The sequence below is a fragment of the Dyella humicola genome, assembly GCF_026283945.1.
GTDB lineage: Bacteria > Pseudomonadota > Gammaproteobacteria > Xanthomonadales > Rhodanobacteraceae > Dyella > Dyella humicola.
This window is the reverse complement of sequence record NZ_JAPDPC010000001.1, coordinates 3059880-3083641: the sequence shown is the minus strand read 5'-3', so window position 1 is coordinate 3083641 and position 23762 is coordinate 3059880. Positions and strand designations below refer to the sequence as shown.

Here is a 23762-nt window from a genome sequence, read left to right as displayed (position 1 = left end):
TTCTGCCCTACGGCGGCTTCAGGGTCGCGCAAGCTATAAGGACAGGGCAGGGAAGACAGATTCCGTCGCGATCCTTGCGAAGCCAGGAATCGCGCGAGTCTGCCGCCCGGGTGACGGGTTTTGTCGCTGTGGAGTGCTCATCGCCTTCACGGGTAGGACGAGCTTGCGATTGTTTCGAATGCTTTTGGACGGCTGCAGTCAGTGCGCCGGCGCTTGCCGACACGGTGAACTGCGTGCCCATCAACCCCTGGGGAGTGAAGAACGGCATGACTCGATTGAAGATGCGGCCGCTGCTGACGGTGGCCTGCCTGCTGGCGACATGTGGCAGTGCCATGGCAAGTGGCGAAGAAGGTCACGGTGACGGCGGCATGCTTGGGTTTACCCCCTTTGGCGCCAATGATCAGCGCAGCCTCGAGCAACGCTTCGACGCCCAGCTCGACCCCGCCGACCAGCGCGCCTGGCTCAAGCAGATGTCGTCCGAGCCGAACCAGGTGGGCGCGCCGCACGACAAGGCGAATGCCGAGTTCATGCTGGCGAAGTTCCGCGAATGGGGTTGGGACGCGCATATCGAAACCTTCAGCGTGCTGTATCCCACGCCGAAGAAGGTCGCACTGGAATTGCAGGGCCCGCATCCCTACACCGCCAAGTTGAGCGAGCCGGCCGTGGATGGCGATGCCACCTCGGGCATCAAGGAGGGCGTGCTGCCGCCGTACAACGTGTATGGCGGTGACGGCGACATCACGGCGCCTCTCGTCTATGTCAACTACGGCATGCCCGACGATTACAAAGAGCTGGCCCGCCGCGGCATCGACGTGCGTGGAAAGATCGTCATTACGCGCTATGGCGGTGGCTGGCGTGGGCTCAAGCCCAAGCTGGCGCAGGAACACGGCGCCGTAGGCTGCCTGATTTATTCCGATCCGCGCGATGACGGCTATGGCGAGGGCGATACCTATCCGAACGGTGGCTGGCGTCCGGCCGATGGCGTGCAGCGGGGTTCGGTCGCGGATATGCAGCAATATCCGGGCGATCCGCTGACGCCGGGCATTGGTTCGGCGCCGGGCGCCAAGCGACTGGCGCTCAAGGATGCAAAAACCATCCTGAAGATTCCGGTGCTGCCGATTTCCTATGCGGACGCCACGCCGCTGTTGCAGTCGCTGACCGGGCCGATGGCGCCGTCGGGCTGGCGCGGTTCCCTGCCGCTGACCTACCACGTGGGCCCAAGCGCGGCTCCGGTACATATGACGGTGCTGTCGGATTGGGGGCAGAAGCCCGTGTACGACGTGATCGCCACCATCACGGGCTCCACCGAGCCCGACCAGTGGATCGTGCGCGGCAATCATCATGACGGCTGGGTGTTCGGCGCATGGGACCCGCTGGCTGGTAATGTCGCCCTGATGGCCGAAGCGAAGGCCATTGGCGCTTTGTACAAGGAAGGCTGGCGGCCGAAGCGCACCCTGGTCTACGCCAGCTGGGACGGGGAGGAGCCGGGCCTGCTCGGATCGACCGAATGGGCCGAAACGCATGCCAAGGAGTTGCAGCAGAAGGCCGTGCTTTACCTCAACTCCGATACCAACGGCCGTGGTTTCCTGAATGCCGGCGGCAGTCACTCGCTGCAGAATCTGGTAAACCAGGTCGCGGCTGGCGTGAGCGACCCGGAAACCAAGGTCAGCGTGCGCGAACGCATGCGCGCCCGCATGCTGGTGCAAGGCAGCAGCAAACAAGCCAATCCTGGGGAGAAGGACGACGCCAAGCTGGCGGCGCAGGGCGGTGACCTGCCGATCGAGGCCCTGGGTTCGGGTTCGGACTTCAGCGCCTTCCTTGAGCATCTGGGCGTCGCCTCGCTCGACCTTGGCTTCAGCGGCGAGGACGACAACGGCGGCATCTACCACTCGCGCTACGATTCATTCGATCACTACGCGCGCTTTGGTGATCCGACCTTCGAGTACGGCGTGGCCTTGTCCAAGGTAGCCGGCCACATCGTGCTGCGCACGGCTGATGCCAGCATCGTGCCGATGCGCTTCGGCGATTTCAGCGACACGCTGGATCGTTACGTGGCCGAGTTGCACCAGTTGGTCGACAGCACCCGCACCGACACTCAGGAGCAGCACCAGTTGCTCGATCAGCACGCGTTCGAGCTGGCCGCTGATCCAGCGCGTCCCGTGGCGCCGCCGGCGCGCGATTCCGACATGGCGGACATCAATCTCGCTCCGCTGGATCAGGCCGCCAAGCAGCTGAAGCAGAGCGCACAGGCCTACGACGTGGCGTACAACGAACGCGCCAGCACTGGCTTTGACATGCCCGAGGCACAGCAGCGCCAGTTGAATGCGCTGATGGGGAAGATGGAGCAGGCCTTGGGCGACCCGGCTGGCCTGCCCACGCGTCCGTGGTTCAAGCACATGATCTATGCGCCGGGCATGTTGACCGGCTATGGCGTGAAGACCGTGCCCGGCGTGCGTGAAGCGATTGAAGCGCGTCGCTGGAATGAGGCCAATCAATACGCAGTCGTTACCGCCAAGGTACTCGACCGTTACCGTGCGCAACTCGACCAACTGACGGCGTTGTTGAAAAAGACGTCGTAATTTATCGATTGCCATTGACCACGGAAATCAAGGCGATCCAGCGATGGATCGCCTTTTTCGTTGCGAGGCACGATGGGGAAGAGCCCATCGATAGTTGAATCGCCGGCACGGCTTCGCCGGAAGGCGGCTGAGATGAGTGGCTGATTCGGTTGTGAGTAGTGCAGGTCACACTTTCGGGCCCGTTCCTGAGGGTGGCTTGCGGTGCTCGGCGTCCCCGCTTCCGGGCCCTGGGCTCGCGGTTTGGGAAGCGCGTTCCTTCGCCTCGGGCCGGTGATTTGACAGGGTCGACATATCCATTCGCGGGCCGTGGCGGAACTCCGATATTTTTGAGAAAGTCGCGCATCGAAGCTCGCAGGCAGGCTTACGCCCATGACGCAGAACATCTACGACAACCAGGACTTCTTCGACAGCTATAGCCGTCTTAACCGCTCGATCGAGGGGCTGGATGGCGCACCGGAATGGCCTGTTCTAAGGGAGCTCCTGCCGAACCTGCGAGACACCAACGTGGTGGATCTCGGCTGTGGTTACGGCTGGTTTTGTCGTTGGGCTCGAGAGCAGGGGGCGAAGCATGTGCTCGGCCTGGATGTGTCAGAGAAGATGCTCGAGCAGGCACGGGCACTGACCGCGGACGAGGCCATCACCTACGAACAAGCCGATCTGGAGATGGTGGACCTGCCCGCAGCCAGCTGTGACCTGGCCTATAGCTCACTGGCGTTCCACTACGTCGAGGACCTGTCCTGGTTGTGGAAGAACGTTTATCGCGCCCTGGTACCGGGAGGTCGGATGGTCTTCTCCATCGAGCATCCGATCTATATGGCGTCCATGCATCCGGGATGGATCGAAGGCGCCTGCGGTCGCAAGGTCTGGCCCGTCGACAGCTATCAGGCGGAAGGGAGGCGAGTCACGGACTGGCTCGGCAAGGCTGTCGTCAAACAGCACCGCAGGATCGGTTCGCTGCTCAATCTCCTGATCAAAGCCGGGTTTTCCATTGCCCACGTCGAGGAGTGGGGGCCGACCGAAGCGCAAGTCACCTCGCGTCCGGAGCTCGCCGAGGAAAAAGAGCGCCCGATGATGTTGCTGGTGGCGGCGGACCGATAGCGTCGCCTTGGCACGAGGGAGGCTTCGATCGCGTTGATAGGCGCGGCGCCCACGTCCTCACTTGTTCGGGTCGAGCCTAGTCTTCTCGTTCCGACGCCGTCAGGTACGCCAGTTTCCGGTGTTTCGGTAGCTGCTTGATCTCCCACTCGGCGCGCGACGCCGCGGCCCGGTTCTCATAGGGCTTCGCGCCGATCAGTCGTCGCGGCGGATGAGCGCGGGTGTAGCGCGCACCACGCCCGGCAGCATGTGCCTCGTAACGCGCGGCCAGGTCGTTGGTGATGCCTGCGTAGAACGAGCCGTCCTGGCATTCGATCAGGTAGAGGCACCATTGGCGCGCATCCAGTGGCGCGATTTTCTTGCTCGTCACGATGCTCGATTCACGCCGAGCGCGAAAGCGACGGGCTTTCGGTCGCATTCCTGGAGGTCAGGAATATCTTGGCAATCAGCGCCACGATCCAGCCGAATACCAGCATGGCGGAGAGGTTGGCGATAAAGCTGTAGGTGGTGAAATGCGGCGTGACATGCAATGCCGAGAGCGGCACCACCACGTAATTCATGATGAAGAAGATCACCACGCCGTAGGCGATGCCCCAAGTGGGCCAGTTGCGCGTCTGTGCGATGCGACGGCGCGTGGCGAGCACGAAGATGGCGGCGATGATGAACGACATGGCCCACTGCAACAGCATCCCCAGCACAGCCAAGGCGGGGCCCCCTGCAAGCGAGGCTTTGCCTAGCACTCCGCCTGCAATGTACTTGAGGATCACCAGCGGGTTGTAGCCGCTGATAACGGAAGCCGCACCAACATCCACGGTGCCTGCAATGAAACCGCCCCAGAGTGTGGCGGCGAGAACGGGGTGGCGCGTACGGGTCATGGGAGTCTCCAAGGGCGTGCGTCCAGGGCCGCTACTCTAGTGAGCTGTCACGCCGATGGCGATAGGCCTTCTTTCAGGGGGCTCCATGGTTCCGTGAACGCGTACGCGGCCAGATGAGCCCGGGCGATTACAAGTTGACCATGGCGCGGAGTCGCTGGGCTGCGATCCACGGCAGGGCGACCAGCGGTGGCGCATGGTGAAGGATGTTGGCGAGTTTGTCGGCGGCGTTGCTCTCGATGGCCTTGATGCCCAAGGCCATGAGATCGAAGTCCACCAGGCCCGCCGGATTGACGCCTCGATACCAATGATGTGTATCCGCTTGCGCAGCCTGTAAGCGCATGGCGCGGTGCTCCAGCAGCGCGATCAGGGCATCCTGCGCGCGCGCGTCGAAGTCTCCCTGGGCGGCGGCATCCCATACCAGCAGATAATCCGATACCGGAAGCTCGCCGATGGTCGCGGTGGCCGCGAGATCATCGAGACTACGTCGGGCGTGGTGTCGCGTGATTTTAATGAGTTCGTTCGCCCGCGGATCATCCGGCAAGGCCTGATAGAGGTTGAGTAGTTGGCGGGGCGACCACGAGGCGGCGGCAAGGTAGGCGCGTCCCTTTACTCGCGGCGATGGCGTCGTGGTTTTCGAGTAGCGCCACTCAAACAGGCTTGCGATCTGCTGGAGATCGTCCTCGTACCGCGACACCCAGGCGGGGCCTTCGGCGACATGCAGCAGCAGGTACCCTGCAAACAGGCCGATCCCTGCCCAGGCGTCACCCGCTTCGCGCAACAGGGCAGTCGCCTGCTCGTACTGTTCGAGCATCAGGGCGAGCGACGCCGCATCGCGCAACAGGGTCCCGCGGCAACCCTGCCTGACGGAGTTCGCGACATAGCCATTGTGGTTCTGCGCGTCGGCGCGGTGTACCAGAAAGTCGATACGCGCCGTGGTGCCCATCGGCGGATCCTGCAGGGCTTCCATCAGAAGTACTCCCGCATATTGGTAATGGCCGAGGGAGGCGCGTATTGCGGGTTCTCATAGACATCGGTGGGAGCCGTAGGGTCGTTCGATGGATCCCACCATTCGATGCGCTCGATCTGATTGGCCGGTATATAGACCTTTGCCGTGATTTCGCCTTCCAGCTGATAGCGTGACCACCGATGGTAGACATTGAGATCCCGCACGGATTCGGCGACGGCCGCTAAGTCGACCGCGGGGTTCAACCCGACGATGACCCACCCATAGAACAACGTGCCCGGGTGTTCAAAAGCATGGGTGGCAAAGTCGAGTGCGGTGTCCTTGGCCGAATACATGAAGTTTGCGCTGAGCAGCGCATCGCGTTCGATGCAGCCGGAAGCAAGCGAGATAAAAGGGCTCTGGTGGCCGAAGTTGTCGTAGTCATGGAGGTGACGATCGAGATGGTGATCGGTCAATTCGGGAACGACATCGGAAGGCTGGAACACACCGTTCTTGACGCTGCGCAGCCAGTTCGACTGGATGCCGGTATCGTCATCGAGCCATTGCCGCGCGTCCGCCCAGCTCAGCCCCCTGGGGTCCTCGCCCGAAATACCCTTGATGAATTTCTGGATGTACATGCGTCAGCTCCTCAACCGGGCCAGCGCGTCCAGCACGAGATGAATCAGCTCGTCGGGGCGGTCGGTGATTCCAAAGGCATGCGCCGGACAGGGGCGTTTCGCTGAGCCGACATAGAAGATCAGCGGCGGCGCGTTCGGTCGGCCGGCCAGCGCGGTGGAGAACTGGATGCCTGCCTGGTCATCGCCGCCGCGGCTGATGTCGGATAGCACCAGGTCGTAGTTGTTCATGTCGAGCTTGGCAAAGGCGTCGACGCTCGTGAGCGCCCGCGTGATATCCATGCCGGCCTGTTCGAACAGGCGCGACTCGTTGACGATGCCAGCGGGTATGTCGTCCACCCATAAAATTCTGGCGCCCTTGGTCAGGTTGGCAGACGCTGCCAATCGACGGGCCGCCTTGCTGAGTGCATCGTTGCCGATGGTTTGCCCCCGCGCCGTTGCGGCGGCTTCCAGATCATCGCGAAGTTCGAGCTCGACGCCCGCGATGCTCACCTTGTCCACGCGCCTGAGCAGCTCGCGAACGGTATCGCGACCCACCCAGAGCAACACGCCCACCAGGACCAGCGCCCAGAACACATGCGGGAGCAACGCGATAAGCGAAGACCACGGACTCTCCGGGGCGTCAGCCGATCTCAGCATGATCTCGCGCATGGTCCTGTCCTTGCCGATGCCGCGAGTCTCGTCACGAGCTTCGGCTGGCCCTACCAAAAGACATCAAGGGTGCCGGACAAGAGCTCGAGATGCAGCTCCCCAGCGAGCACGGAAGCTATTCCCAAGGCCGTGATTTTCACGTTGAGCCCCGAGACCGAGGCGGCGCGGACGTGGGGACGGCCAATTTACTTTCCCGCGTCGCGCCGACACCATGTCACCCATGCTGTTTTCAGATGCCACGAACGGGCCCTCCGAAACGCTCGTCGCGGACCTGCGCGACTACCCCGAATGGCATCGGGGTAGGCTCCGTTTCGGCCTGTGGTTGGCTCCGGTGATGGACGAAGCGTTGCACGGCTATGCCGAGGCGGTGCGGCAACGGCTGTCCGACTTGTTACACCCCATGCCGCAACGGCAGTTGCACCTGACGCTCTTCGTGTGCGGCTTCGAACAGCCGACGAGCGTGGCGGATGATGACTTCACGCCAGCGCAGCTGAGCCGTCAGATCGAGCGGTTGAATCGCGTACGCGGCGAGCCCTGCGTGCTGCCCCTGGGGCCGGTGGACAGCTTCGCGAGTGCGGCTTTCATTCCCGTTGGCGACCCGGAGGGGCGACTGTCACGATGGCGCGATGCACTAGGATGCGCCGGCCGCGAGATACGCCAGGCCGCCTACGTTCCCCACATCACCCTGGGCCTGTACCGACGCAAGCTGACGGCGAAGCATGTGCGGGCACGGCTGGGAGAACTTGACTCACCGCCCACGTCGCTCAGGGTGACCGAGTTGCATTACGCCACTTACAGCGCACAGGCCCACTTTGGGCCGTTGGAGAGCCATCATCGTATCGCGCTCCCGTCAGTGACTGGATGTGGGGGCGGCTAGAGCGACTTTCGGTGGCATAGCCCTGGTCGGCGAATCAACGAAGCGGCGTTGTAAAACGCGCTTGCGCGCGTGTCGGCGTTCCGTCGAGAGCGATTCCGTCGGTCGTCTGGACGCGCGGATGTTCCGCCGAGGCCGTCCGGCCTTCAGGTAAGCAAGGTGTGTGCATGAAACGGCAGGTGCGTGGCGCCTGTGCTCTCGATGGCCGGCTCGGCTCGCGACAGCGTTTCCTTGTTGCCATCGATGACCACCAGGATATGCCCCGAGGCAATCTCGGCCTTGAACTTGCGATGGATGACGTCGGGCACTTCGGAGCCGACCAGGGCGCCCGTCCAACAACCCATGGCAGCGGCGGCGACGGCAATCGCGCCGGCGCCTGCCAGCGTGACGCCTAGGGGCGGAATCGCGACGGCGACCAGGCCAAGCACCACCCCGGTACCGCCACCGCAGGCGACGCCGCGCAGAGCGGCGGGGTAAAAGTCGGTGCGGCCAGTCATCAGGTGATCGGGAATGTCGTCGTGCTCGATATCGTCGCGGGCGATAAGCGAAATGTCGTTGTCGGGTATGCCCGCCCGGAAGGCGGCGTCCATGGCGGCGCGCGCGCCAGCAAGGTCCGGCGTGCTGAAAACGCAACGGGATTTCATATGACCCTCCAGCCACGTCGGCGCAAGGTGCCCACATGCCAGGGGTGGAACTGGTTGGGTGCCGTACATGGCTGCAGGCTGGGAACCTGGCTGCATTCTTGCGCGATAGCGGCAACGCTGCGTGATGGCATTGTTATCACGGGGGCGGATCCAACCCGACATCGCGTCTGCTCGAACCCGAGGGGCGCCGTTTAGGCCAGGCGTTCCCGTAGACGGGATGTTTCCCGTCAAGCCAACGGTGGACCGTTATCTAGTGTGCTTGTTTGCGCTATGTTGTGCTGCTTTCCTTCGAAGTTTTCGCGTATGGGCTCTCGTCGTTCCTCGCCTCCTGAAAGCCAACCCGATCTGCTGGGAGGCGGGTCGACTGAAGCTGCTGCGATCCATCGACTGTTCTTTGCCTTGCTGCCGGGCGAGGCGGTAAGCGGTCGGATCGAACGTGCTGCTCGCGACGTGGCGGCGACGCAACATCTGCGAGCACGGCTTATCCGTCCTTCGCGCTATCACGCCACCCTGCATTTTCTTGGCGACCACCCGTTGCTGCGCAGCGATATCGTCACTGCGGCGATCACCGCGGCGGGCAAGGTGCACAGCTCGCCGTTCGAGCTGGTGTTGGACCACGCGGCAGGCTTCCACGGTCGCGAGCCGCCGTGCGTGCTGCGCTGCTCGAACATGCCATCGGCGCTGCAAACGCTGTGGCAGGACTTGCGCCAATCGTTGATGCTGGCCGGGCTGGGGGCGCAACTGTCGCGCAACTTCACCCCGCATGTGACGTTTGCCTATAGCCGTGGTGCGCTGCCGCAGCCGGCACCGATCGACCCCATTACGTGGCGCGTGGAAGGATTTGCGCTACTGCACAGCGTGGTGGGGGGAGGCGAGTACCGTACCCTGGATGCGTGGCGGTTTCCCGCGGGCTAGCCATCGCCGCTCGGCCGCCCAAAACGGTGTGAAATATCTTTGCAACAAGTGGTGCATCCCGGCTCTGGAACACGACATACTCACGCCTCCTTCCGACGCAGGTGAGATGCTCCATGTTCAAACCGTTGTTCGCTGCACTGCTGACCGCCTCGGTCACCATTTCCGCGCAAGCGGCCACGCTGGACCCGAACCAGGCTCAGGCGCGCGACATCTTCAGCCATCTCATCGCGTTCAAGAGCGAGATCGGGCAAGGGCAGGTGCCGGTGATGGTCAAGTATCTGGCCGACCAGTTCCGCGCAGCTGGCTTTCCGGAGTCGGACATCCACATCATTCCGCACGGCGAGACGGCGGCCATGGTGGTGCGCTATCGCGGCAACGGCACCGGCGGCAAGCCGATCGCGTTGATGGCGCATATGGATGTGGTGACGGCCAAGCCGGAAGACTGGCAGCGCGACCCGTTCAAGTTGACCGAGGAAAATGGCTACTTCTTCGGCCGCGGCACCGAGGACATCAAGAGCGGCGTCACCGTGTTGGCGGCGAATTTCATCCGCCTGAAGAAAGAGGGTTTCGTGCCTACGCGTGACCTGATCATCGTCTACACCGGCGATGAGGAAACCACGCAGGACACCATGCAGGATCTGGTCGAACATCATCGTGACCTGGTGGATGCCGACTTCGCACTCAACACCGACGCGGGCGGCGGCGAGCTGAGCGATGCCGGCAAACCCCTGGTCTATGGCCTGCAGACGGCGGAGAAGGCGTACGCGAGTTTTGAGCTGACCACGCGCAATCCGGGCGGCCACAGCTCGTTGCCGCGCCCGGACAACGCCATCTATGAACTGGCCGACGCGTTGAAGAAGGTCCAGGGCTACAGCTTCCCGGTGATGTGGAACGACACCACGCTGGCCTCGTTCAAGGCGTTGGGCGCCACTACGCAAGGCAAGGTGGGTGAGGCCATGCGCGCGTTTGCCCAGGATCCGCACAACCAGGCGGCGGCTGATGTGCTGGCCGCCGAGCCGTCGGAAGTGGGCAAGACCCGCACCACCTGCGTGGCGACCCTGCTGCGCGGCGGCCACGCCGATAACGCGCTGCCGCAGTCGGCGACGGCCACCATCAACTGCCGCATCTTCCCCGGCGTGGCCGTCGCCACCGTGCAGAAGACGGTGCAGGACTTGGTGGGTCCGAAGGTCGAAGTCAACCTGGTCGGCAAGGCCATCTCCAGTGACGCCTCGCCATTGCGCCCTGACGTGCTGGCGGCGGTCACCAAGGCGGTGCATACGATTCGCCCTGGCGTGACGATTACCCCGGAGCAGGAATCGGGTGCCACCGATGGCCTTTACTACCGCGCCGCGGGTATTCCCACCTACGGCGTCAGCGGCCTGTTCATGAAGAACAGCGACGCGTTTGCGCATGGCCTCAACGAGCGCATTCCGGTGTCGTCGTTCTATGACGACCTGGCCTACTGGCATGTGTTGCTGACCACGGTGGCGGGTCCGTCTTCAGCCAAATAAGCCATTGAAGCCTGTTCACGCTTCGCGCATGCCCATGCGTGGATCGTGAGCAGGCGCTTGAAGTCAGTTCAAGGCTCCGCGCGGGTTACGCGGATTCTTTGACCTGGCTCTTATGCCAAAGGGCATGGCGCGGGTTACCCTGTCGGGGCGCACAATGGCGCCCCTCACCTGACTACGGAGTTCCTCATGCGTCCGACCGTTCTCGCAGTGCTGGTTGCTCTCGCTTTCCCTGTCACCGTCGCGGTGGCCGCGCCACAGGCCGCCTCGGGTGGCGCCGTCCCGGCGTACGTCGTCGCGGCCATCAACGATCCGGCGCGCAAAGACGACACCGCCAACGATGATCGCCGCAAGGTCGCCGCACTGGCCACCTTCGCCGAGGTGAAGCCGGGCCAGAAAGTGGTGGACCTGATCCCCGGTAGTGGCTATTTCACGCGCGTGTTCAGCGCCATCGTGGGGCCGACGGGGCGCGTTTATGCCGTGTGGCCGAACGAGTACGGCAAGGAGGCCAAGTCCGATGTGCAGGCATCCAAGGCGCTGGTGGCCATGCCGCATTACGACAACGTCGGTGTGCTGATGGTGCCGGCGGCGCAGTTCAAGACGCCGGAGAAGGTCGACCTCGTGTTCACCTCGCAGAACTATCACGACTATCCGGACGCCTTCATGGGCAAGGTTGACCCGGTGGCGTTCGACAAGCAGGTATTCGATTCGCTCAAGCCTGGCGGCGTGTTCGTGGTCGTGGACCACGTGGCCGAAGCAGGCTCCGGCATGCGTGACACCGACACGCTGCACCGGATCGATCCGGCCATCGTGAAGAAGCAGGTCGAATCGGTCGGTTTCGTGTTCGACGGCGAGAGCGATGCGCTGCGCAATCCGGCCGATCCGCACAACATCAAGGTATTCGACAAGTCGATACGCGGTCATACGGACCAGTTCGTCTATCGATTCCGCAAGCCTGGATAATGGTTTGACTGATTCAGAACGACCCAACACGACGGAGGGTGCGTGCGCGCCCTCCGATGATCCGCCCCCGGTAAAGCCTGTCGAACCCGATGCCGAGGACTGCTGCGGCCAAGGCTGCGTGCCCTGCGTCTTCGACTTCTACGAGGACGCGCTGACGCAGTACTACGAGGCGCTGACGGCGTGGAAGGAACGGCATCCGGGGCAAGCGCCGGACTGATCAGCCCCTTTGACGCTGGCCTGCGCGCCTCGTTTTCCGCGGGCCGAACCACGGCCTACATGAAGGAATCGTGTAGCGCCATGCGCGAACCATCTCGTCGATCGCGGCCATATGCGGCAAGCTATGCGACTGTGTGCAGACGTGAGCGCCACTGAGCGATCACGATGCCGGCCCGCTGCCTGTCGGAAGGACTCTCCAAGATGCGCCACCCATCGTTGCGTGCGTTCGCCTTTGCCATGCTGTTCTTCGCCACGCAGGCATCGTTGGCGCAATCGACGCCGAAGACCGTCGTGCTGGAGGACCTGACCTGGACGGAAATCCGCGACCAGGTACAGGCCGGCAAGACCACCATCATCATTCCCATCGGCGGTACCGAGCAGAGCGGGCCCGGCATCGCCGTCGGCAAGCACAATGCGCGTGCAGCCTATCTGTCGCGCAAGATCGCGGAAGGGCTGGGCAACGCGCTGGTCGCGCCGGTGATCGCGTACGTCCCGGAAGGCGGCTATGCGCCGCCGACCTCGCATATGCGTTTTCCCGGAACCATCACGATTTCCGACGCCGCGTTCGAACAGATGCTGGAGTCCGCCGCGCAGAGCTTTGCCGCGCATGGCTTCCGCAACATCGTGTTCTTGGGTGACCACGGCGGCTACCAGAAGGATCTCGACCAGGTCGCCGCACGGCTCAACAAGGCGTGGTCCGGCTCCAAGTTGCACGCCATCGTGCCGCCGGCGTACTACCAGACCTCGTCGGATGGTTATGCGCAGATGCTGCGCCAGCGCGGTTTCCGCGACGACGAAATCGGCACCCACGCGGGTCTGGCAGACACCTCGCTGCAGCTGGCGGCCGCGCCGCAGATGGTGCGGCTGGATCGCCTCCAGCACGGCCCCAAGCTGGGCCCCGCCGATGGCGTCTACGGCGGCGACCCGCGCAAGGCCTCGGCTGAGCTCGGTCAGATCGGCATCGATGCTATTGTGTTACATACCGTCGACGCGCTCCGGAAAGATACCCAGGACCGCTGATTCCCTCGCGGGAACGACATCCCCACTCCCTCAAATCACTGCTGATTGCCATGGCCATCGCTACTTCTATGCGCTCATCCCGTCTGTTCCGCCTGTCATCGTTTGCGCTTGCCGCAGCATGCCTGGGCGGCAACGCCCTGGCGGCATCGTCCGTCACCACCGTTCCCGGCATGCCGCCGGTGATCAATCCCGCCAACATGTACACCGAGGCAGGGCTCGATCACCTGAGCCCCGCCGTGGCGAAGGACCCGGCGCGAATCTACGTGCCTAACCTGCGCTCGAACGATGTCTACGTCATCGATCCGGCGACCTACAAGGTCGTCGACAAGTTCAAGGTCGGCCGCAGCCCGCAGCACGTGGTGCCGTCGTGGGATATGCGCACGCTGTGGGTGACCAATAACGCCGAGCGCGGCACCGACGGCAGCCTCACGCCAATCGACGCCCATACGGGCAAGCCTGGCGCGAACGTGCCAGTCGATGACCCGTACAACATGTACTTCACGCCGGACGGCAAGGAAGCCATCGTCGTGGTCGAGGCGCACGCGCGCCTGGATTTCCGCGATGCGCACACCATGGCGATGCACTCCAGCCTGCAGGCGCCGGAGTGCAAGGGCATCAACCATGCCGAATTTGCCATCGACGGTACCTACGCGATCTTCACCTGCGAATTCACCGGCAAGCTGACCAAGATCGACCTGGTGAAGCGTCAGGTAGTGGGTTACCTGGACCTGGCCAAGCGTGGCATGCCGCAGGACATCCGCTCCTCGCCCGATGGCAAGACGTTCTACGTGGCCGACATGATGGCCGATGGCGTCTACCTGATCGACAGTGCCAGCTTCAAGCAGGTCGGTTTCATCAAGACCGGCGTGGGCACGCATGGCCTTTACCCGAGCCGTGACGGCACCAAGCTCTACGTCTCCAACCGTGGTTCGAACAAGATCCATGGCCCGCGCAATGGCAAGGGCAGCGTGTCGGTGATCGACTTCGCGACGCAGAAGGTGGTGGCGAACTGGCCGATCCCCGGCGGCGGCAGCCCGGACATGGGCAATGTCAGCGCAGATGGCAAGACGCTGTGGCTGTCCGGCCGCTTCGACGATGTGGTCTATGCGTTCGACACGACCACCGGCCAGGTCCGCTCCATCAAGGTGGGCCAGGAGCCGCACGGTCTTACGGTGTGGCCGCAGCCGGGCCGTTACTCGCTGGGCCATACCGGCATCATGCGCTGAGCATGAGCGCCGATCCGGCTGCGCTGATCCAGCGTCAGCTGCAGGCTAGGAGCCTGTTTGTGATCTCCGCGTGGCCCGCGCCGGGTCTGTTTGCCCGCAGCCCGGCGTCATCACTCAGTCGTGTACGGACGTACACTCCTTCCTTCTTCCTTGGTCTGCGCGCAAACAGCTCCCGGCGCGGGCCACGCGGAGATCGCAAACAGGCTCTTACGACAAGGATGTCGAGGCCTGGCTCGCCACCTACGCAGCCGACGCCGAGCAGTATGTGCTGCACGGCGAAAGGCTGGCGCGCGGCCATGACGAGTTGCGCCGCCGCATCGAGGTCCGCTTTGCGGAGCCCGACCTGCACGCCCGGCTGCTTAGCCGGGTCGTGATGGGACAGGTAGTGGTGGATCTGGAACAGGTCACCCGCAACTTTCCCGAGGGCAAGGGCAGCATGCAGATGCTGTGCATCTACGAGATCGCCGAGGGCCGCATCGCCAAGGCATCGTTCGCCATGGGCGCGCCCCAACTGCACGACTGATGCTCTGCTAGCGCGCAGCGACGCGCCAGCTGGCCGGGAAGCAGCCGCAACGAGCCGGCCTAGGCTTTCTGGCCTATTTTCGGGCCAGCCCGACAACTCCCTAATGAGCGCCGCTGTCTGGCCGTTGCTCCAACCAACTGATACGCCTTGACGTAGGACGCGTCGCTTCGGCCTGGCCGGACGTATTGCATCCGTGGTGTTGCCAAGGGGAAACCAGAAACGTCATGCGCCGTATGTCGCCGTTCGCCGCCTGCCTGTTGCCAGCGGTTTCGCGCTGCCTGGCTGCGCTTACGCGTGCCCGGTGCGTGCGCAGCGTGCCGCTCGTTTCCCCTTGCGTCCATGCGTAAGAGGGCACCCATCAAGGCAAGCAAGTCACTCCTGTTGTGAGATGTCGTCGTGGGCGGCCTTCGCGTCTTACGGGTGCCGTCGTCAAACCAACCCAAACCACATGGGGCAGACGCCCCGAGGGAGTCTTCATGAAGAGCACGCAATGCTGGCTGGCGCTCGCGATCGCACTTTCAGGCATGTCTTCCGCGTACGCGCAGGACACGGGCAAGGCGAACATCATCCGCGTCTACTCCGACGTGGTGGCGCCGCCGGACCAGCAAGCCTATGAAGCGGGCACCAAGGCCTTCAACCAATGCCTGGCCCAACATGGCTTCAAGTTCAGCTGGGATGCCTGGACGCACGAGACGGGCGATACGTACAGCTACTCGTATACGTCGCAGCCCGTGAGCTGGGAAACGTTTGATGCGATGCAGGCGGCAGGCAAGGCCTGCGACCAGGCAGTTCGCACCAGCGTCAATCCGCATCTGAAGAGCGAGACCAGCGCGTTCGTGGAGGTCATGCCGGAACTGACGCACATGGCCAAGGGCGCTGGCATGACGTCGCCTTTCATCGAAGTGACGTACTTCAAGCTCAAGCCGGGCCATGATGCCTCGGAAACCTTCACCGATGACGTCAAGAAAATCACCGCCGCCGCGAACAAGTCGAACTGGCCCGGCCATTACGTGGTCGGCAAGGTGCGCATGGGCGCGGAAGGCGCGCCGGATTTCATCGTGTTGTTTCCCGCCAAGAATTGGGGGGAAGTGGGTAACGAGACCAATCCAAGCTTGTGGAAGATGGTCGAAGGCGTCTATGGCAAGGACGACGCCGCGGCATTACGCAAGTCGTTGAACGAAGTCGTGCAGGAATCGTCTTCGCACGTCGATAGCTATAACGCCGATCTGACTTACAAGCCGACCAGCAAGTAAGCAATAGGAGCGACGCGTTGGCGGCCCACCTCGTGGGCCGCTCTTTTTTTCGGCTCTAACGACTGGCTCGCGAATTGCCGGCCAAGGGCTTTACGAAACGAAGCGTCATGCGGTCGGATTCACCGATCGCTTTCATCTTTTCGTGTTCATCCTCGGGGCCGGCCAGGTCGGGCGGCAGGCGATGGATATTGATGTCCTCAGGGTCGTTCGGGTTCGCATTGATTTCCGAGACGCCGGCGAGCTGGAAACCGGTCTTGAGTGCCAGCGCGATCAGATAGTCCTCAGGGATGCGGTGCAGCGCGCCTGCGGTCACGCGTGGATCGGCGAATGGTTTGGCGCGGTGTTCGGTCAGTCCGAGTACGCCGCCGGGCTTGAGTACCTCAAACGCGGATTTGAAGACCGCTTCGAGTGTGTCGGGATTATCGATGAGCCAGTCATGGGTATTGCGAAACGTGAGCACCATATCGGCCGAGTTTGCGGGACCAAGACTCACGTGCTCGGGGGGCGCGAACGGAACCATCCCGGCGATATGGCCGAACACGGCAGGATTGCCCTTGAGCTTGGCGGCAAATTTTTCCGCCTTCGGCGACGTGGCCTCGATCAGATGGCCACGCTCGTAAAGAAAGGGCGCGAGTATCTCGGTATACCAACCACCGCCGGGCGACAGTTCGATCACCGTCATGTCCGGGCGAATACCGAAGAATTGCAGGGTCTCGATCGGGTGCCGGTAGGCATCGCGTGCCTTGTTCGGTGCCGAACGCCATGAACCGTTGACCGCTTGCTGGAGCAAGGCGGTGGTGTCGTCGGTGGAGGCAGCGCTGGCCGCGGCGGGGAACAGCAGGGTAACGGCAAGCAGGGCAAGCGCTGTGCAGGTTCGGTGGAGCATGGCGTGACTCTCCCGGCGATGGTGCGCAAAGACTACGCCTAATTGAGCCGTGGGGCGGGGCGCCAACGGGAGGCAGGGGTGGCATTTGCGGCAGCTGTCCCCACATCGTTGGCTTCCTTGCCGAGGACGCAAGCATGATTCCCTTTTCTGTACTCGATCTGGCACCGGTGACCGAAGGCAGCAACGCGACCCAGGCCTTTGCCAATACGCTGGATCTGGCGCGCCGTGCCGAACGCCAGGGGTACAAGCGCTACTGGCTGGCCGAACATCACAACATGCCGGGTATCGCCAGCGCGGCGACGGCGGTCTTGATTGGGCATGTGGCGGGTGGCACCTCGACCATCCGGGTGGGCGCCGGCGGCATCATGTTGCCGAACCATGCGCCGCTGCAGGTAGCCGAGCAGTTCGGCACGCTGGCGTCGCTCTATCCGGGCCGCATCGACCTGGGTCTGGGGCGGGCGCCGGGTACGGATCACGCTACCGCGAGGGCTTTGCGACGTTACTTCGAGAGTGCGGATGCGTTCCCCGCTGATGTGCAGGAGTTGCTCGCTTACTTCGAGCCGGCCACGCCCGAGCAGCCGGTGCGTGCGGTGCCGGGCGCCGGCGTCGAGGTGCCGGTGTGGTTGTTGGGGTCGAGCCTTTTCAGCGCGCGCCTCGCTGCGGCCATGGGGCTGCCGTTTGCGTTTGCCTCGCACTTTGCGCCGGATGCGATGGATGAAGCGCTGGCGCTGTATCGCCGGGATTTCCGCCCGTCCACGCGGTTGCAGGCACCCCACGCGATGCTTGGCGTCAACGTGGTCGCTGCGACCAGCGATGGCGAAGCGCGGCGCCTGTTCACCACACAACAGCAGAGTTTCATCAATCTGCGTCGTGGACGGCCGGGGCTGATTCCGCCGCCGATCGACGACATCGAAAACTACTGGACGCCCACCGAAAAATTCGGCGTGGAACGCGCCTTGGCCTGCGCGGTGATCGGCGATGCAAACACGGTGAAGCAAGGCATCGAGGCGTTTGTGGCGCGGCATCGTCCCGATGAATTGATGGTCACCGCCAACGTGTTCGAGCACGAGGCGCGTTGCCGTTCGTTCGAGATCGTGGCGCAGGTCAGGGCGAGTATCGCGGCAGCTGAGTGATGCGCACCCACGGCCCTGTTACTGCGTAGCGAAGTTCTTGCGCAGATCCTGCTGACAGCGCACCAGCAGCATGGACGGGAATTGGGCAATCGAGCCGTCGGCGAAGTCGGCCTCGGCGTCCACCAGTCGATGTTCGGCAAGCAGCTGGTGCATGGCCAGTCGCTGCGCCGCATGCAGCACGCGGCTCATCGGCAGGGTCATGGCGTTTCGACCGGTGTCGGCGTGTTCGATCAGCGCATCCAGCACCGGTGGCGGCAAGTCCCAATGGCGGCCCACCTGCACGGTGAGTCGCATGGCGACCTGGGCACATCCGGCGACAAAGGCGGACGAGCAGCCGGTCAGCGTCACCTCTAGGTCTTTTTCCAGCAGGCGTGCCACGGCGCCAAGGCCGCTATACCCGACCAGGCCAGCAAGATAAGCCTCGAAAGGGTCGCACTGACTCTTGCTGAGAAAAACGGCGGCATGGGCGCTGCGTTCGGCGTGGTCCCACAGGCGCTGCCCCACGAGCTGCCCATTCGCGCCCGCGCTGGCCATCAGGATGGGTTTCATCACGTAGGAGGTCACCACGTGGCGCAGGCCGATCTGGCCGAGAAGCACCACGGCGTGTTGCAGGCTTCCGACCGGATGGGCGGTGCGGTAGGTGATGCTGCCGGTGACGCGCATGACTTCGCCCACCAGCACCGGGTCGCGGCGAATAAGGTTGGCCAGTTGGGCGCCATTGAGGTTGTCGCTCTTCATGGCGCGCATCAGCTGGGGCAGCACGGTGGGCATGCGCGGCAGGGTGCGCACATCGAAGCGGCCACTGTCGCAGAGCTCCGTCAGGCGCTGCAGCAGGGCTTGTTCCCCGGCGGACGCCGCGTTGTCCCCCGTGCTGGGTGGCAGGTTCAGGATGAAGCGGTGGAAGTGTTCCTCAACCTCGTCACCCGACACCGTGCCATGCGCGGCCTCGATCGGGTTCGGCGTGTTGCGATCGAACGCAGCCTGACGCGGCGCCGGGGTTGTCGGCGCGCGTTCACGTGCGAAGAGTCGCCACCAATTGCCCTTCATCTTGCCCTCCGCTCCCCGTGCACGCCTTCGCGTCGCTTATGTATCGGCACCTCGCCAGAAAGATGTAGCGTGGATTTCCCGGCCTGCGACGCGTTATTCAGTAATCGGCGCGAACCCGCGAATGCTTTAGCCAGTGGGCGGCGCCCTGACCAGCAAGGAGGCCGCTGGCGAAGCAGGCGGTGAGCAGGTAGCCGCCGGTGGGCGCCTCCCAGTCCAGCATTTCGCCGGCGCAGAACACGCCAGGCAGGCCGGTTACCATCAGTTGGTCGTTCAGCGCTTCCAACTGGACGCCGCCGGCGCTGCTGATCGCCTCCGCGATGGGGCGTGCCCGCGTCAGCGTGAGCGGCAGGCGCTTGATCGTGCGGGCCAGCACGTCGGTATCGTGGAACTGTTCGCGGGTCAGCACCTCGTGCAGCAGGGCCGCCTTGACCCCGGTCAGGCCGGTCTGGCGACGCACGTGGTCGCTCATCGAGTGACTGCCGCGGGGCTTGGCGAGGTCGCGCTGCAAGCGTTCGAGCGGGCGGTCGGGGGCCAGGTCGAGCTCCAGCCTGGTCTGGCCATGCGCGGCGATGGCATCGCGCAGCGGACCGGAGAAGGCGTAGACAAGACTGCCTTCGATACCTGTAGCGGTGATCACGCACTCGCCCTGGCGCGTGTGCTCGATGCCCTTCGCGTCGCGAAAGTAGATGGCGACAGGCTTGAGCGGGGCGCCGGCAAAGCGACTGGCAAGGTGCTCGCTCCAGCCGATATCGAAGCCGCAGTTGGACGGTAGCAGCGGCGTAAGCTCGACCCCACGTGCAGCCAGCCACGCTTGCCACGCCCCATCGGAACCCAGTTGCGGCCAGCTGCCGCCGCCCAGGGCCAGCACGACCGCATCGGCGCTCACGATGCGCTCGCCATCGGGCGTGGCCATGCGCAGGGCGCCGTCGTCCGTCCAGCCCAGCCAGCGGTGATGCACATGGAAGCGCACGCCGCTTTCGCGCAGGCGATGGACCCACCCACGCAACAGCGGCGCGGCTTTCAAATCACTGGGAAAGACCCGGCCCGAGCTGCCGACGAAGGTTTCCACACCCAGCCCGCGGGCCCATGAACGTAGTGCATCGGCGTCGAAGCTCTCCAGCCACGCGCCTACTTCGTTCGCGCGCGCACCGTAGCGCTGCACGAAATCGGCCTTGGGTTCGCCATGCGTGAGGTTCATGCCGCCCTTGCCGGCGATCAGGAATTTCCGCCCTACCGAGCCCTTCGCCTCGTAGACATCCACGTCCAAGCCGGCCGCGCGCGCGGTCTCAGCCGCCATCAGGCCGGCCGGACCGCCGCCAATGATGATCAGGCCGGGTAGGGGGGACGATGCAGGCATGGGATGAATTCGTGACCGTGAGTAAGACGATAGGGCGACGGTGCCCGGCTGACGAGCCGGGCTGGCCCCAGTCAATTGGCCGGAGCCATGCGCTTCAGCGGTTGTACCGCGGCGCCGGTGCCGGCGGAATCGCCCATCAGCTGCAGCTCGCCATCCTGGATCAGGCACTGCAGGCGCAGCGTGCGTTCGGCCATGGCGGTCAGCGTGGCCACCGTATCGGCAGGTACGTCCAGCACGGTGAGGTTGCGGTGACGGGCGAGTGCACTGGCGTTCTTCTCCCACCAGATATCGGAGGCACGGCCGCCGTAATTGATCACCACCACCTGCTCGGCGCGGCCGCAGGCTTTGCGGATACGTGCTTCGTCCGGCTGGCCCAGCTCAATCCATTGCTGGATATCGCCGCTGTAGTCCTTGCGCCAGAGATCGGGTTCGTCATCCGCGCTGAGCCCCTTGCCGAATTCCAGCCGTTCGTCGGCATACAGCGCGAACGCGAGCAGGCGCACCATCAGGCGTTCCTCGGTCTCGGAGGGATGGCGCGCCAGGGTCAGCGCATGGGTGGCGTAGTAATGCCGGTCCATGTCGCTGACTTGCAGCTCCGCCTTGTAGATGGTGGCGTTCAGGGCCATGAGGGCATCCGGTGAGGGTCAACCGCTCATTGTACGTGGCTCTGCTGCCTGGCTGGGTCTATTTGGCCGTCAGACGATCGATCAGCGGCTTGATCAGGTCCATCGGCAACGGGAAAACGATGGTGGAGGCCTTGCCGCTGTTGGACATGTCGGCCATGGTCTGCAAATAGCGCAGCTGCAGGGCCTGCGGCTCCTGCGACAGCATGGCGGCGGCATCGCGCAGCTTTTCCGCAGCCTGCAGTTCGCCTTCGGCGTGGATCACCTTGGCGCGGCGCTCGCGCTCGGCCTCGGCCTGGCGGGCGATCGCGCGCACCATGGTTTCGTTCAGGTCCACGTCCTTGATCTCGACATTGCTCACCTTGATGCCCCAGGGGTCGGTGGCTTCGTCGAGGATCTGCTGCAGGCTGTGATTGATCGAGTCGCGTTGCGAAAGAATGTCGTCGAGTTCGTGCTGGCCGAGCACGGAGCGCAGGCGGGTCTGCGCCAGCTGGCTGGTGGCCTGGAAAAAGTCCGCCACCTGCAACATCGCCTTGTCCGGCTCCATCACGCGGAAATACACCACGGCATTCACGCGCACCGACACGTTGTCGCGTGAGATCACATCCTGCGGCGGCACGTCCATCACCGTCACGCGCAGGTCCACGCGCATCATCCGCTGCACGATGGGTATCAGGATCACCAAACCTGGCCCCTTGGTGCCGGTATAGCGGCCCAACGTCAGCACCACACCACGCTGGTATTCCGGCAGCACCTTGATCGAGAGGAACAGCAGCGCCGCGATCCACACCACGATGACACCGACAAAGCCGAGCATAAACGTCTCCTTTGGCCATCCGGATATCAGGCAGGCGTTACCCGCAGCAACAGGCCATCACGCCCCACCACCCGTACACGCGCACCGGCAGGCAGCGCAGACTCACATCGAACGCGCCATTGTTCGCCGCCGATCCGCGCCCAACTTTCCCCGCCGGCATCCACCGGCTGCAGCAGTTCTCCCGACGCCAGCAACATTTGCGCATCGCCGTTGAACGGGCGCGCCCGTCGTGATCGCGTGACGAGTCGAAGCAGCAGCGTGAGCAGCGCCGCTGCGGAAAACGCGATGCCACCGATCACGCCAAGATTCACCGCATAACCAGGCACACCGGTGTTGAACAACATGATCGAGCCGACCACGAAGGCGATCAGTCCGCCGATGCCGATCGCGCCGACTGAAGGCGCCAGCGCCTCGGTAAGCATCAATCCGACACCGAGTACCATCAGCGCCAGGCCCGCGTAGTTCACCGGTAGCAGTTGCAGCGCATACAAGCCAATCAGCAGGCAGATGGCACCGGCCACGCCGGGGAACAGCGCGCCAGGATGAAACGCCTCGAGCACCAGCCCGTACACGCCAGCGAGTAGCAGCATGTAGGCGATGGTCGGGTTGGTGATGATGCCGAGGAAACGCGTGCGCCAGTTCGGCGCGTAGTCTCGTACGGGCAGGCCGGCGGTCTTGAGGACCAGCTCGTTGCCCGCCACGCGCACGCGTCGTCCGTCGGCGCGCACCAACAGGGCATCGGTATCGGCGGCGATCAGGTCGATCACGTGCTTCTGTAGCGCCTCGTCCGCGGTCAGCGTGGCTGCACCACGCACTGCCTGCTCCGCCCATTCGGCATTGCGGCCGTTGAGCTGGGCCAGCGAGCGGATCGAGGCGATGGCGTCATTGAGGACCTTGGTCTGCTCGGCATCGGACACGGGCTTCGCGGACGAGCCAGCGGGAGACGGGGCGTTACCCAACGGCAACGGGTTTTCACCGCCAAGCTGCACCGGCGTCGCCGCGCCAAGATGCGTGGCTGGGGCCATCGCCGCCAGGTGGCAGGCGTAGAGAATATAGGTGCCGGCGGAAGCGGCGCGCGCGCCCTCCGGCGCGACAAAACCCAGCACAGGACGTTTCGCCGCGAGGACGCTGGCGATGATCTGCCGCATCGAATCGGACAGGCCTCCGGGCGTATCCAGTTGCAGCACGATGGCCGTTGCCCCGTCGCGGGTGGCTCGGTTGAGGGTGTCGTCGACGTACTCGGCAGCCGCCGGGCCGATCGGGCCGCTGAGCTCGATGCGCGCCACGAACCCGCTGGTGCGCACGGCACCGCCAGCGGCCTGTCCGGCTGCTGTGGACACGGCAAACGCCACGACGAGCAGGGCGCTTCCCACCATCCCGATCCATCGCGTCACGCAGTGCCTCCTCATCGGTGGCGATATCAGATTGCACTGAGAGATGTTGTTTCGGTGTGAGACGGGGTGCCCGGTCGGCTGGATTGCGTAGCTACCGTTCACCGTCATGCCAGCTAACGCAGGACAGATGCGAAGCGCGCCGCACACTCGCAACTCCCCTCACCGTCATCCCCGCGAAAGCGGGAGGCGCTTTACAACAGCGAAGCTGGTCATCCAGCGCCTTTCGCTCTGTCTTGACGTGGCCGCGACCTGGCTCGCCTGCCGCGGGCTTCCGTCCTCCTGCCGGAGGCCGGGTCACTTTCTCTTGCGTGCCCAAGAGAAAGTAACCAACGGAGAAGGGCACCCCGTTGGCGCTTGCCGAGCTCACGCTCGGCAAGTCCGTGAGGGTCGGCCTGGCTTTTCGACAGGGCTCCTGCCCTGACGAAAAGGCATCGGCATCCCTGCCGATGCCCCCTGCGGGGCCAGATCGTCCGCCCCTCACCGCCGCACAGGGGCCCCTAAAGTCAAAAGCAGAGCCGAAGGCTCGAGCAGCTGGCGCTGCTCATCGCAAGCGCTGCGCGCTAAATAAAGCCAAGCACAGCCTGC

Annotated in this window: 24 protein-coding genes; 12 read left to right on the top strand and 12 right to left on the bottom strand. The window is 64.0% G+C overall.

Annotated features, from left to right (window positions below):
- The first annotated feature begins 266 nt into the window (after positions 1 to 266).
- Both OUZ30_RS13625 and OUZ30_RS13620 read left to right on the top strand, forming a co-directional pair.
- The gene (locus tag OUZ30_RS13625; RefSeq protein WP_266182844.1) at positions 267 to 2579 is read left to right on the top strand and encodes a transferrin receptor-like dimerization domain-containing protein; all 2313 of its coding nucleotides are present in this window, start codon (positions 267 to 269) and stop codon (positions 2577 to 2579) included.
- A gap of 369 nt (positions 2580 to 2948) precedes the next feature.
- A complete protein-coding gene (locus OUZ30_RS13620) occupies positions 2949 to 3677 on the top strand; it encodes a class I SAM-dependent methyltransferase (RefSeq protein WP_266182843.1) in 729 nt (242 codons plus the stop codon).
- 76 nt (positions 3678 to 3753) lie between these two features.
- On the opposite strand, the gene OUZ30_RS13615 is transcribed toward OUZ30_RS13620, so the two are convergent.
- The 5 genes from OUZ30_RS13615 to OUZ30_RS13595 form a co-directional block, all read right to left on the bottom strand.
- Positions 3754 to 4029 carry a GIY-YIG nuclease family protein gene (locus tag OUZ30_RS13615; RefSeq protein WP_266183184.1) on the bottom strand — a complete coding sequence of 92 codons (276 nt, stop codon included), beginning with the start codon at positions 4027 to 4029 and terminating at the stop codon, positions 3754 to 3756.
- A gap of 25 nt (positions 4030 to 4054) precedes the next feature.
- Positions 4055 to 4549, bottom strand: a complete 495-nt coding sequence (locus OUZ30_RS13610; protein WP_266182842.1) for a hypothetical protein — start codon at positions 4547 to 4549, stop codon at positions 4055 to 4057.
- Positions 4550 to 4676: 127 nt separating this feature from the next.
- Positions 4677 to 5516: a hypothetical protein gene (locus OUZ30_RS13605; RefSeq protein WP_266182841.1), complete on the bottom strand. Its 840-nt coding sequence runs from the start codon at positions 5514 to 5516 to the stop codon at positions 4677 to 4679.
- A complete protein-coding gene (locus tag OUZ30_RS13600; RefSeq protein ID WP_266182840.1) occupies positions 5516 to 6130 on the bottom strand; it encodes a hypothetical protein in 615 nt (204 codons plus the stop codon). The genes OUZ30_RS13605 and OUZ30_RS13600 overlap by 1 nt, the downstream gene beginning before the upstream one ends.
- A gap of 3 nt (positions 6131 to 6133) precedes the next feature.
- On the bottom strand, positions 6134 to 6778 hold the full coding sequence (locus OUZ30_RS13595; protein ID WP_266182839.1) for a response regulator: 645 nt from the start codon (positions 6776 to 6778) through the stop codon (positions 6134 to 6136).
- Positions 6779 to 6998: 220 nt separating this feature from the next.
- On the opposite strand from OUZ30_RS13595, the gene OUZ30_RS13590 reads away from it, so the two are divergent.
- The gene (locus OUZ30_RS13590) at positions 6999 to 7655 is read left to right on the top strand and encodes a 2'-5' RNA ligase family protein (protein ID WP_266182838.1); all 657 of its coding nucleotides are present in this window, start codon (positions 6999 to 7001) and stop codon (positions 7653 to 7655) included.
- A 143-nt stretch (positions 7656 to 7798) separates the two neighbouring features.
- Here the strand turns inward: OUZ30_RS13590 and OUZ30_RS13585 are convergent, their stop codons facing one another.
- Positions 7799 to 8296, bottom strand: coding sequence for a hypothetical protein (locus OUZ30_RS13585; RefSeq protein WP_266182837.1), 498 nt, complete (start codon positions 8294 to 8296; stop codon positions 7799 to 7801).
- Between the two features lie 303 nt (positions 8297 to 8599).
- Here OUZ30_RS13585 and OUZ30_RS13580 point away from each other — a divergent pair, with 303 nt between their 5' ends.
- From OUZ30_RS13580 to OUZ30_RS13545, 8 genes are all read left to right on the top strand, one after another.
- Positions 8600 to 9211, top strand: coding sequence for a 2'-5' RNA ligase family protein (locus OUZ30_RS13580; protein WP_266182836.1), 612 nt, complete (start codon positions 8600 to 8602; stop codon positions 9209 to 9211).
- A 113-nt stretch (positions 9212 to 9324) separates the two neighbouring features.
- Positions 9325 to 10722 (top strand): M20/M25/M40 family metallo-hydrolase, encoded by a 1398-nt coding sequence (locus tag OUZ30_RS13575; RefSeq protein ID WP_266182835.1) that lies wholly within the window; start codon positions 9325 to 9327, stop codon positions 10720 to 10722.
- Positions 10723 to 10908: 186 nt separating this feature from the next.
- The gene (locus tag OUZ30_RS13570; RefSeq protein ID WP_266182834.1) at positions 10909 to 11682 is read left to right on the top strand and encodes a class I SAM-dependent methyltransferase; all 774 of its coding nucleotides are present in this window, start codon (positions 10909 to 10911) and stop codon (positions 11680 to 11682) included.
- A 4-nt stretch (positions 11683 to 11686) separates the two neighbouring features.
- Entirely contained in the window at positions 11687 to 11899 is a 213-nt protein-coding gene (locus OUZ30_RS13565; protein WP_266182833.1) for an oxidoreductase-like domain-containing protein, read from the top strand.
- A 200-nt stretch (positions 11900 to 12099) separates the two neighbouring features.
- A complete protein-coding gene (locus OUZ30_RS13560) occupies positions 12100 to 12918 on the top strand; it encodes a creatininase family protein (RefSeq protein ID WP_266182831.1) in 819 nt (272 codons plus the stop codon).
- A 68-nt stretch (positions 12919 to 12986) separates the two neighbouring features.
- A complete protein-coding gene (locus tag OUZ30_RS13555) occupies positions 12987 to 14144 on the top strand; it encodes a YncE family protein (RefSeq protein ID WP_266182830.1) in 1158 nt (385 codons plus the stop codon).
- A gap of 70 nt (positions 14145 to 14214) precedes the next feature.
- On the top strand, positions 14215 to 14667 hold the full coding sequence (locus OUZ30_RS13550; RefSeq protein ID WP_266182829.1) for a nuclear transport factor 2 family protein: 453 nt from the start codon (positions 14215 to 14217) through the stop codon (positions 14665 to 14667).
- 476 nt (positions 14668 to 15143) lie between these two features.
- Positions 15144 to 15920, top strand: a complete 777-nt coding sequence (locus tag OUZ30_RS13545) for a hypothetical protein (protein WP_266182828.1) — start codon at positions 15144 to 15146, stop codon at positions 15918 to 15920.
- 55 nt (positions 15921 to 15975) lie between these two features.
- On the opposite strand, the gene OUZ30_RS13540 is transcribed toward OUZ30_RS13545, so the two are convergent.
- A complete protein-coding gene (locus tag OUZ30_RS13540; protein WP_266182827.1) occupies positions 15976 to 16806 on the bottom strand; it encodes a class I SAM-dependent methyltransferase in 831 nt (276 codons plus the stop codon).
- A gap of 134 nt (positions 16807 to 16940) precedes the next feature.
- Between OUZ30_RS13540 and OUZ30_RS13535 the strand changes: the two genes are divergently transcribed.
- Positions 16941 to 17939: an LLM class flavin-dependent oxidoreductase gene (locus tag OUZ30_RS13535; protein WP_266182826.1), complete on the top strand. Its 999-nt coding sequence runs from the start codon at positions 16941 to 16943 to the stop codon at positions 17937 to 17939.
- A gap of 18 nt (positions 17940 to 17957) precedes the next feature.
- Here OUZ30_RS13535 and OUZ30_RS13530 read toward each other — a convergent pair whose 3' ends face one another.
- The 5 genes from OUZ30_RS13530 to OUZ30_RS13510 all read right to left on the bottom strand — a co-directional run bounded on the left by OUZ30_RS13530 (position 17958) and on the right by OUZ30_RS13510 (position 23177).
- Positions 17958 to 18986, bottom strand: coding sequence for an HDOD domain-containing protein (locus OUZ30_RS13530; RefSeq protein WP_266182825.1), 1029 nt, complete (start codon positions 18984 to 18986; stop codon positions 17958 to 17960).
- A 97-nt stretch (positions 18987 to 19083) separates the two neighbouring features.
- The gene (locus OUZ30_RS13525; RefSeq protein WP_266182824.1) at positions 19084 to 20343 is read right to left on the bottom strand and encodes a TIGR03862 family flavoprotein; all 1260 of its coding nucleotides are present in this window, start codon (positions 20341 to 20343) and stop codon (positions 19084 to 19086) included.
- A gap of 71 nt (positions 20344 to 20414) precedes the next feature.
- Positions 20415 to 20969 carry a YaeQ family protein gene (locus tag OUZ30_RS13520; protein ID WP_266182823.1) on the bottom strand — a complete coding sequence of 185 codons (555 nt, stop codon included), beginning with the start codon at positions 20967 to 20969 and terminating at the stop codon, positions 20415 to 20417.
- Positions 20970 to 21027: 58 nt separating this feature from the next.
- The gene (locus OUZ30_RS13515; protein WP_266182822.1) at positions 21028 to 21783 is read right to left on the bottom strand and encodes a slipin family protein; all 756 of its coding nucleotides are present in this window, start codon (positions 21781 to 21783) and stop codon (positions 21028 to 21030) included.
- Positions 21784 to 21809: 26 nt separating this feature from the next.
- Positions 21810 to 23177, bottom strand: coding sequence for an NfeD family protein (locus tag OUZ30_RS13510; protein ID WP_266182820.1), 1368 nt, complete (start codon positions 23175 to 23177; stop codon positions 21810 to 21812).
- Positions 23178 to 23762 lie beyond the last annotated feature (585 nt).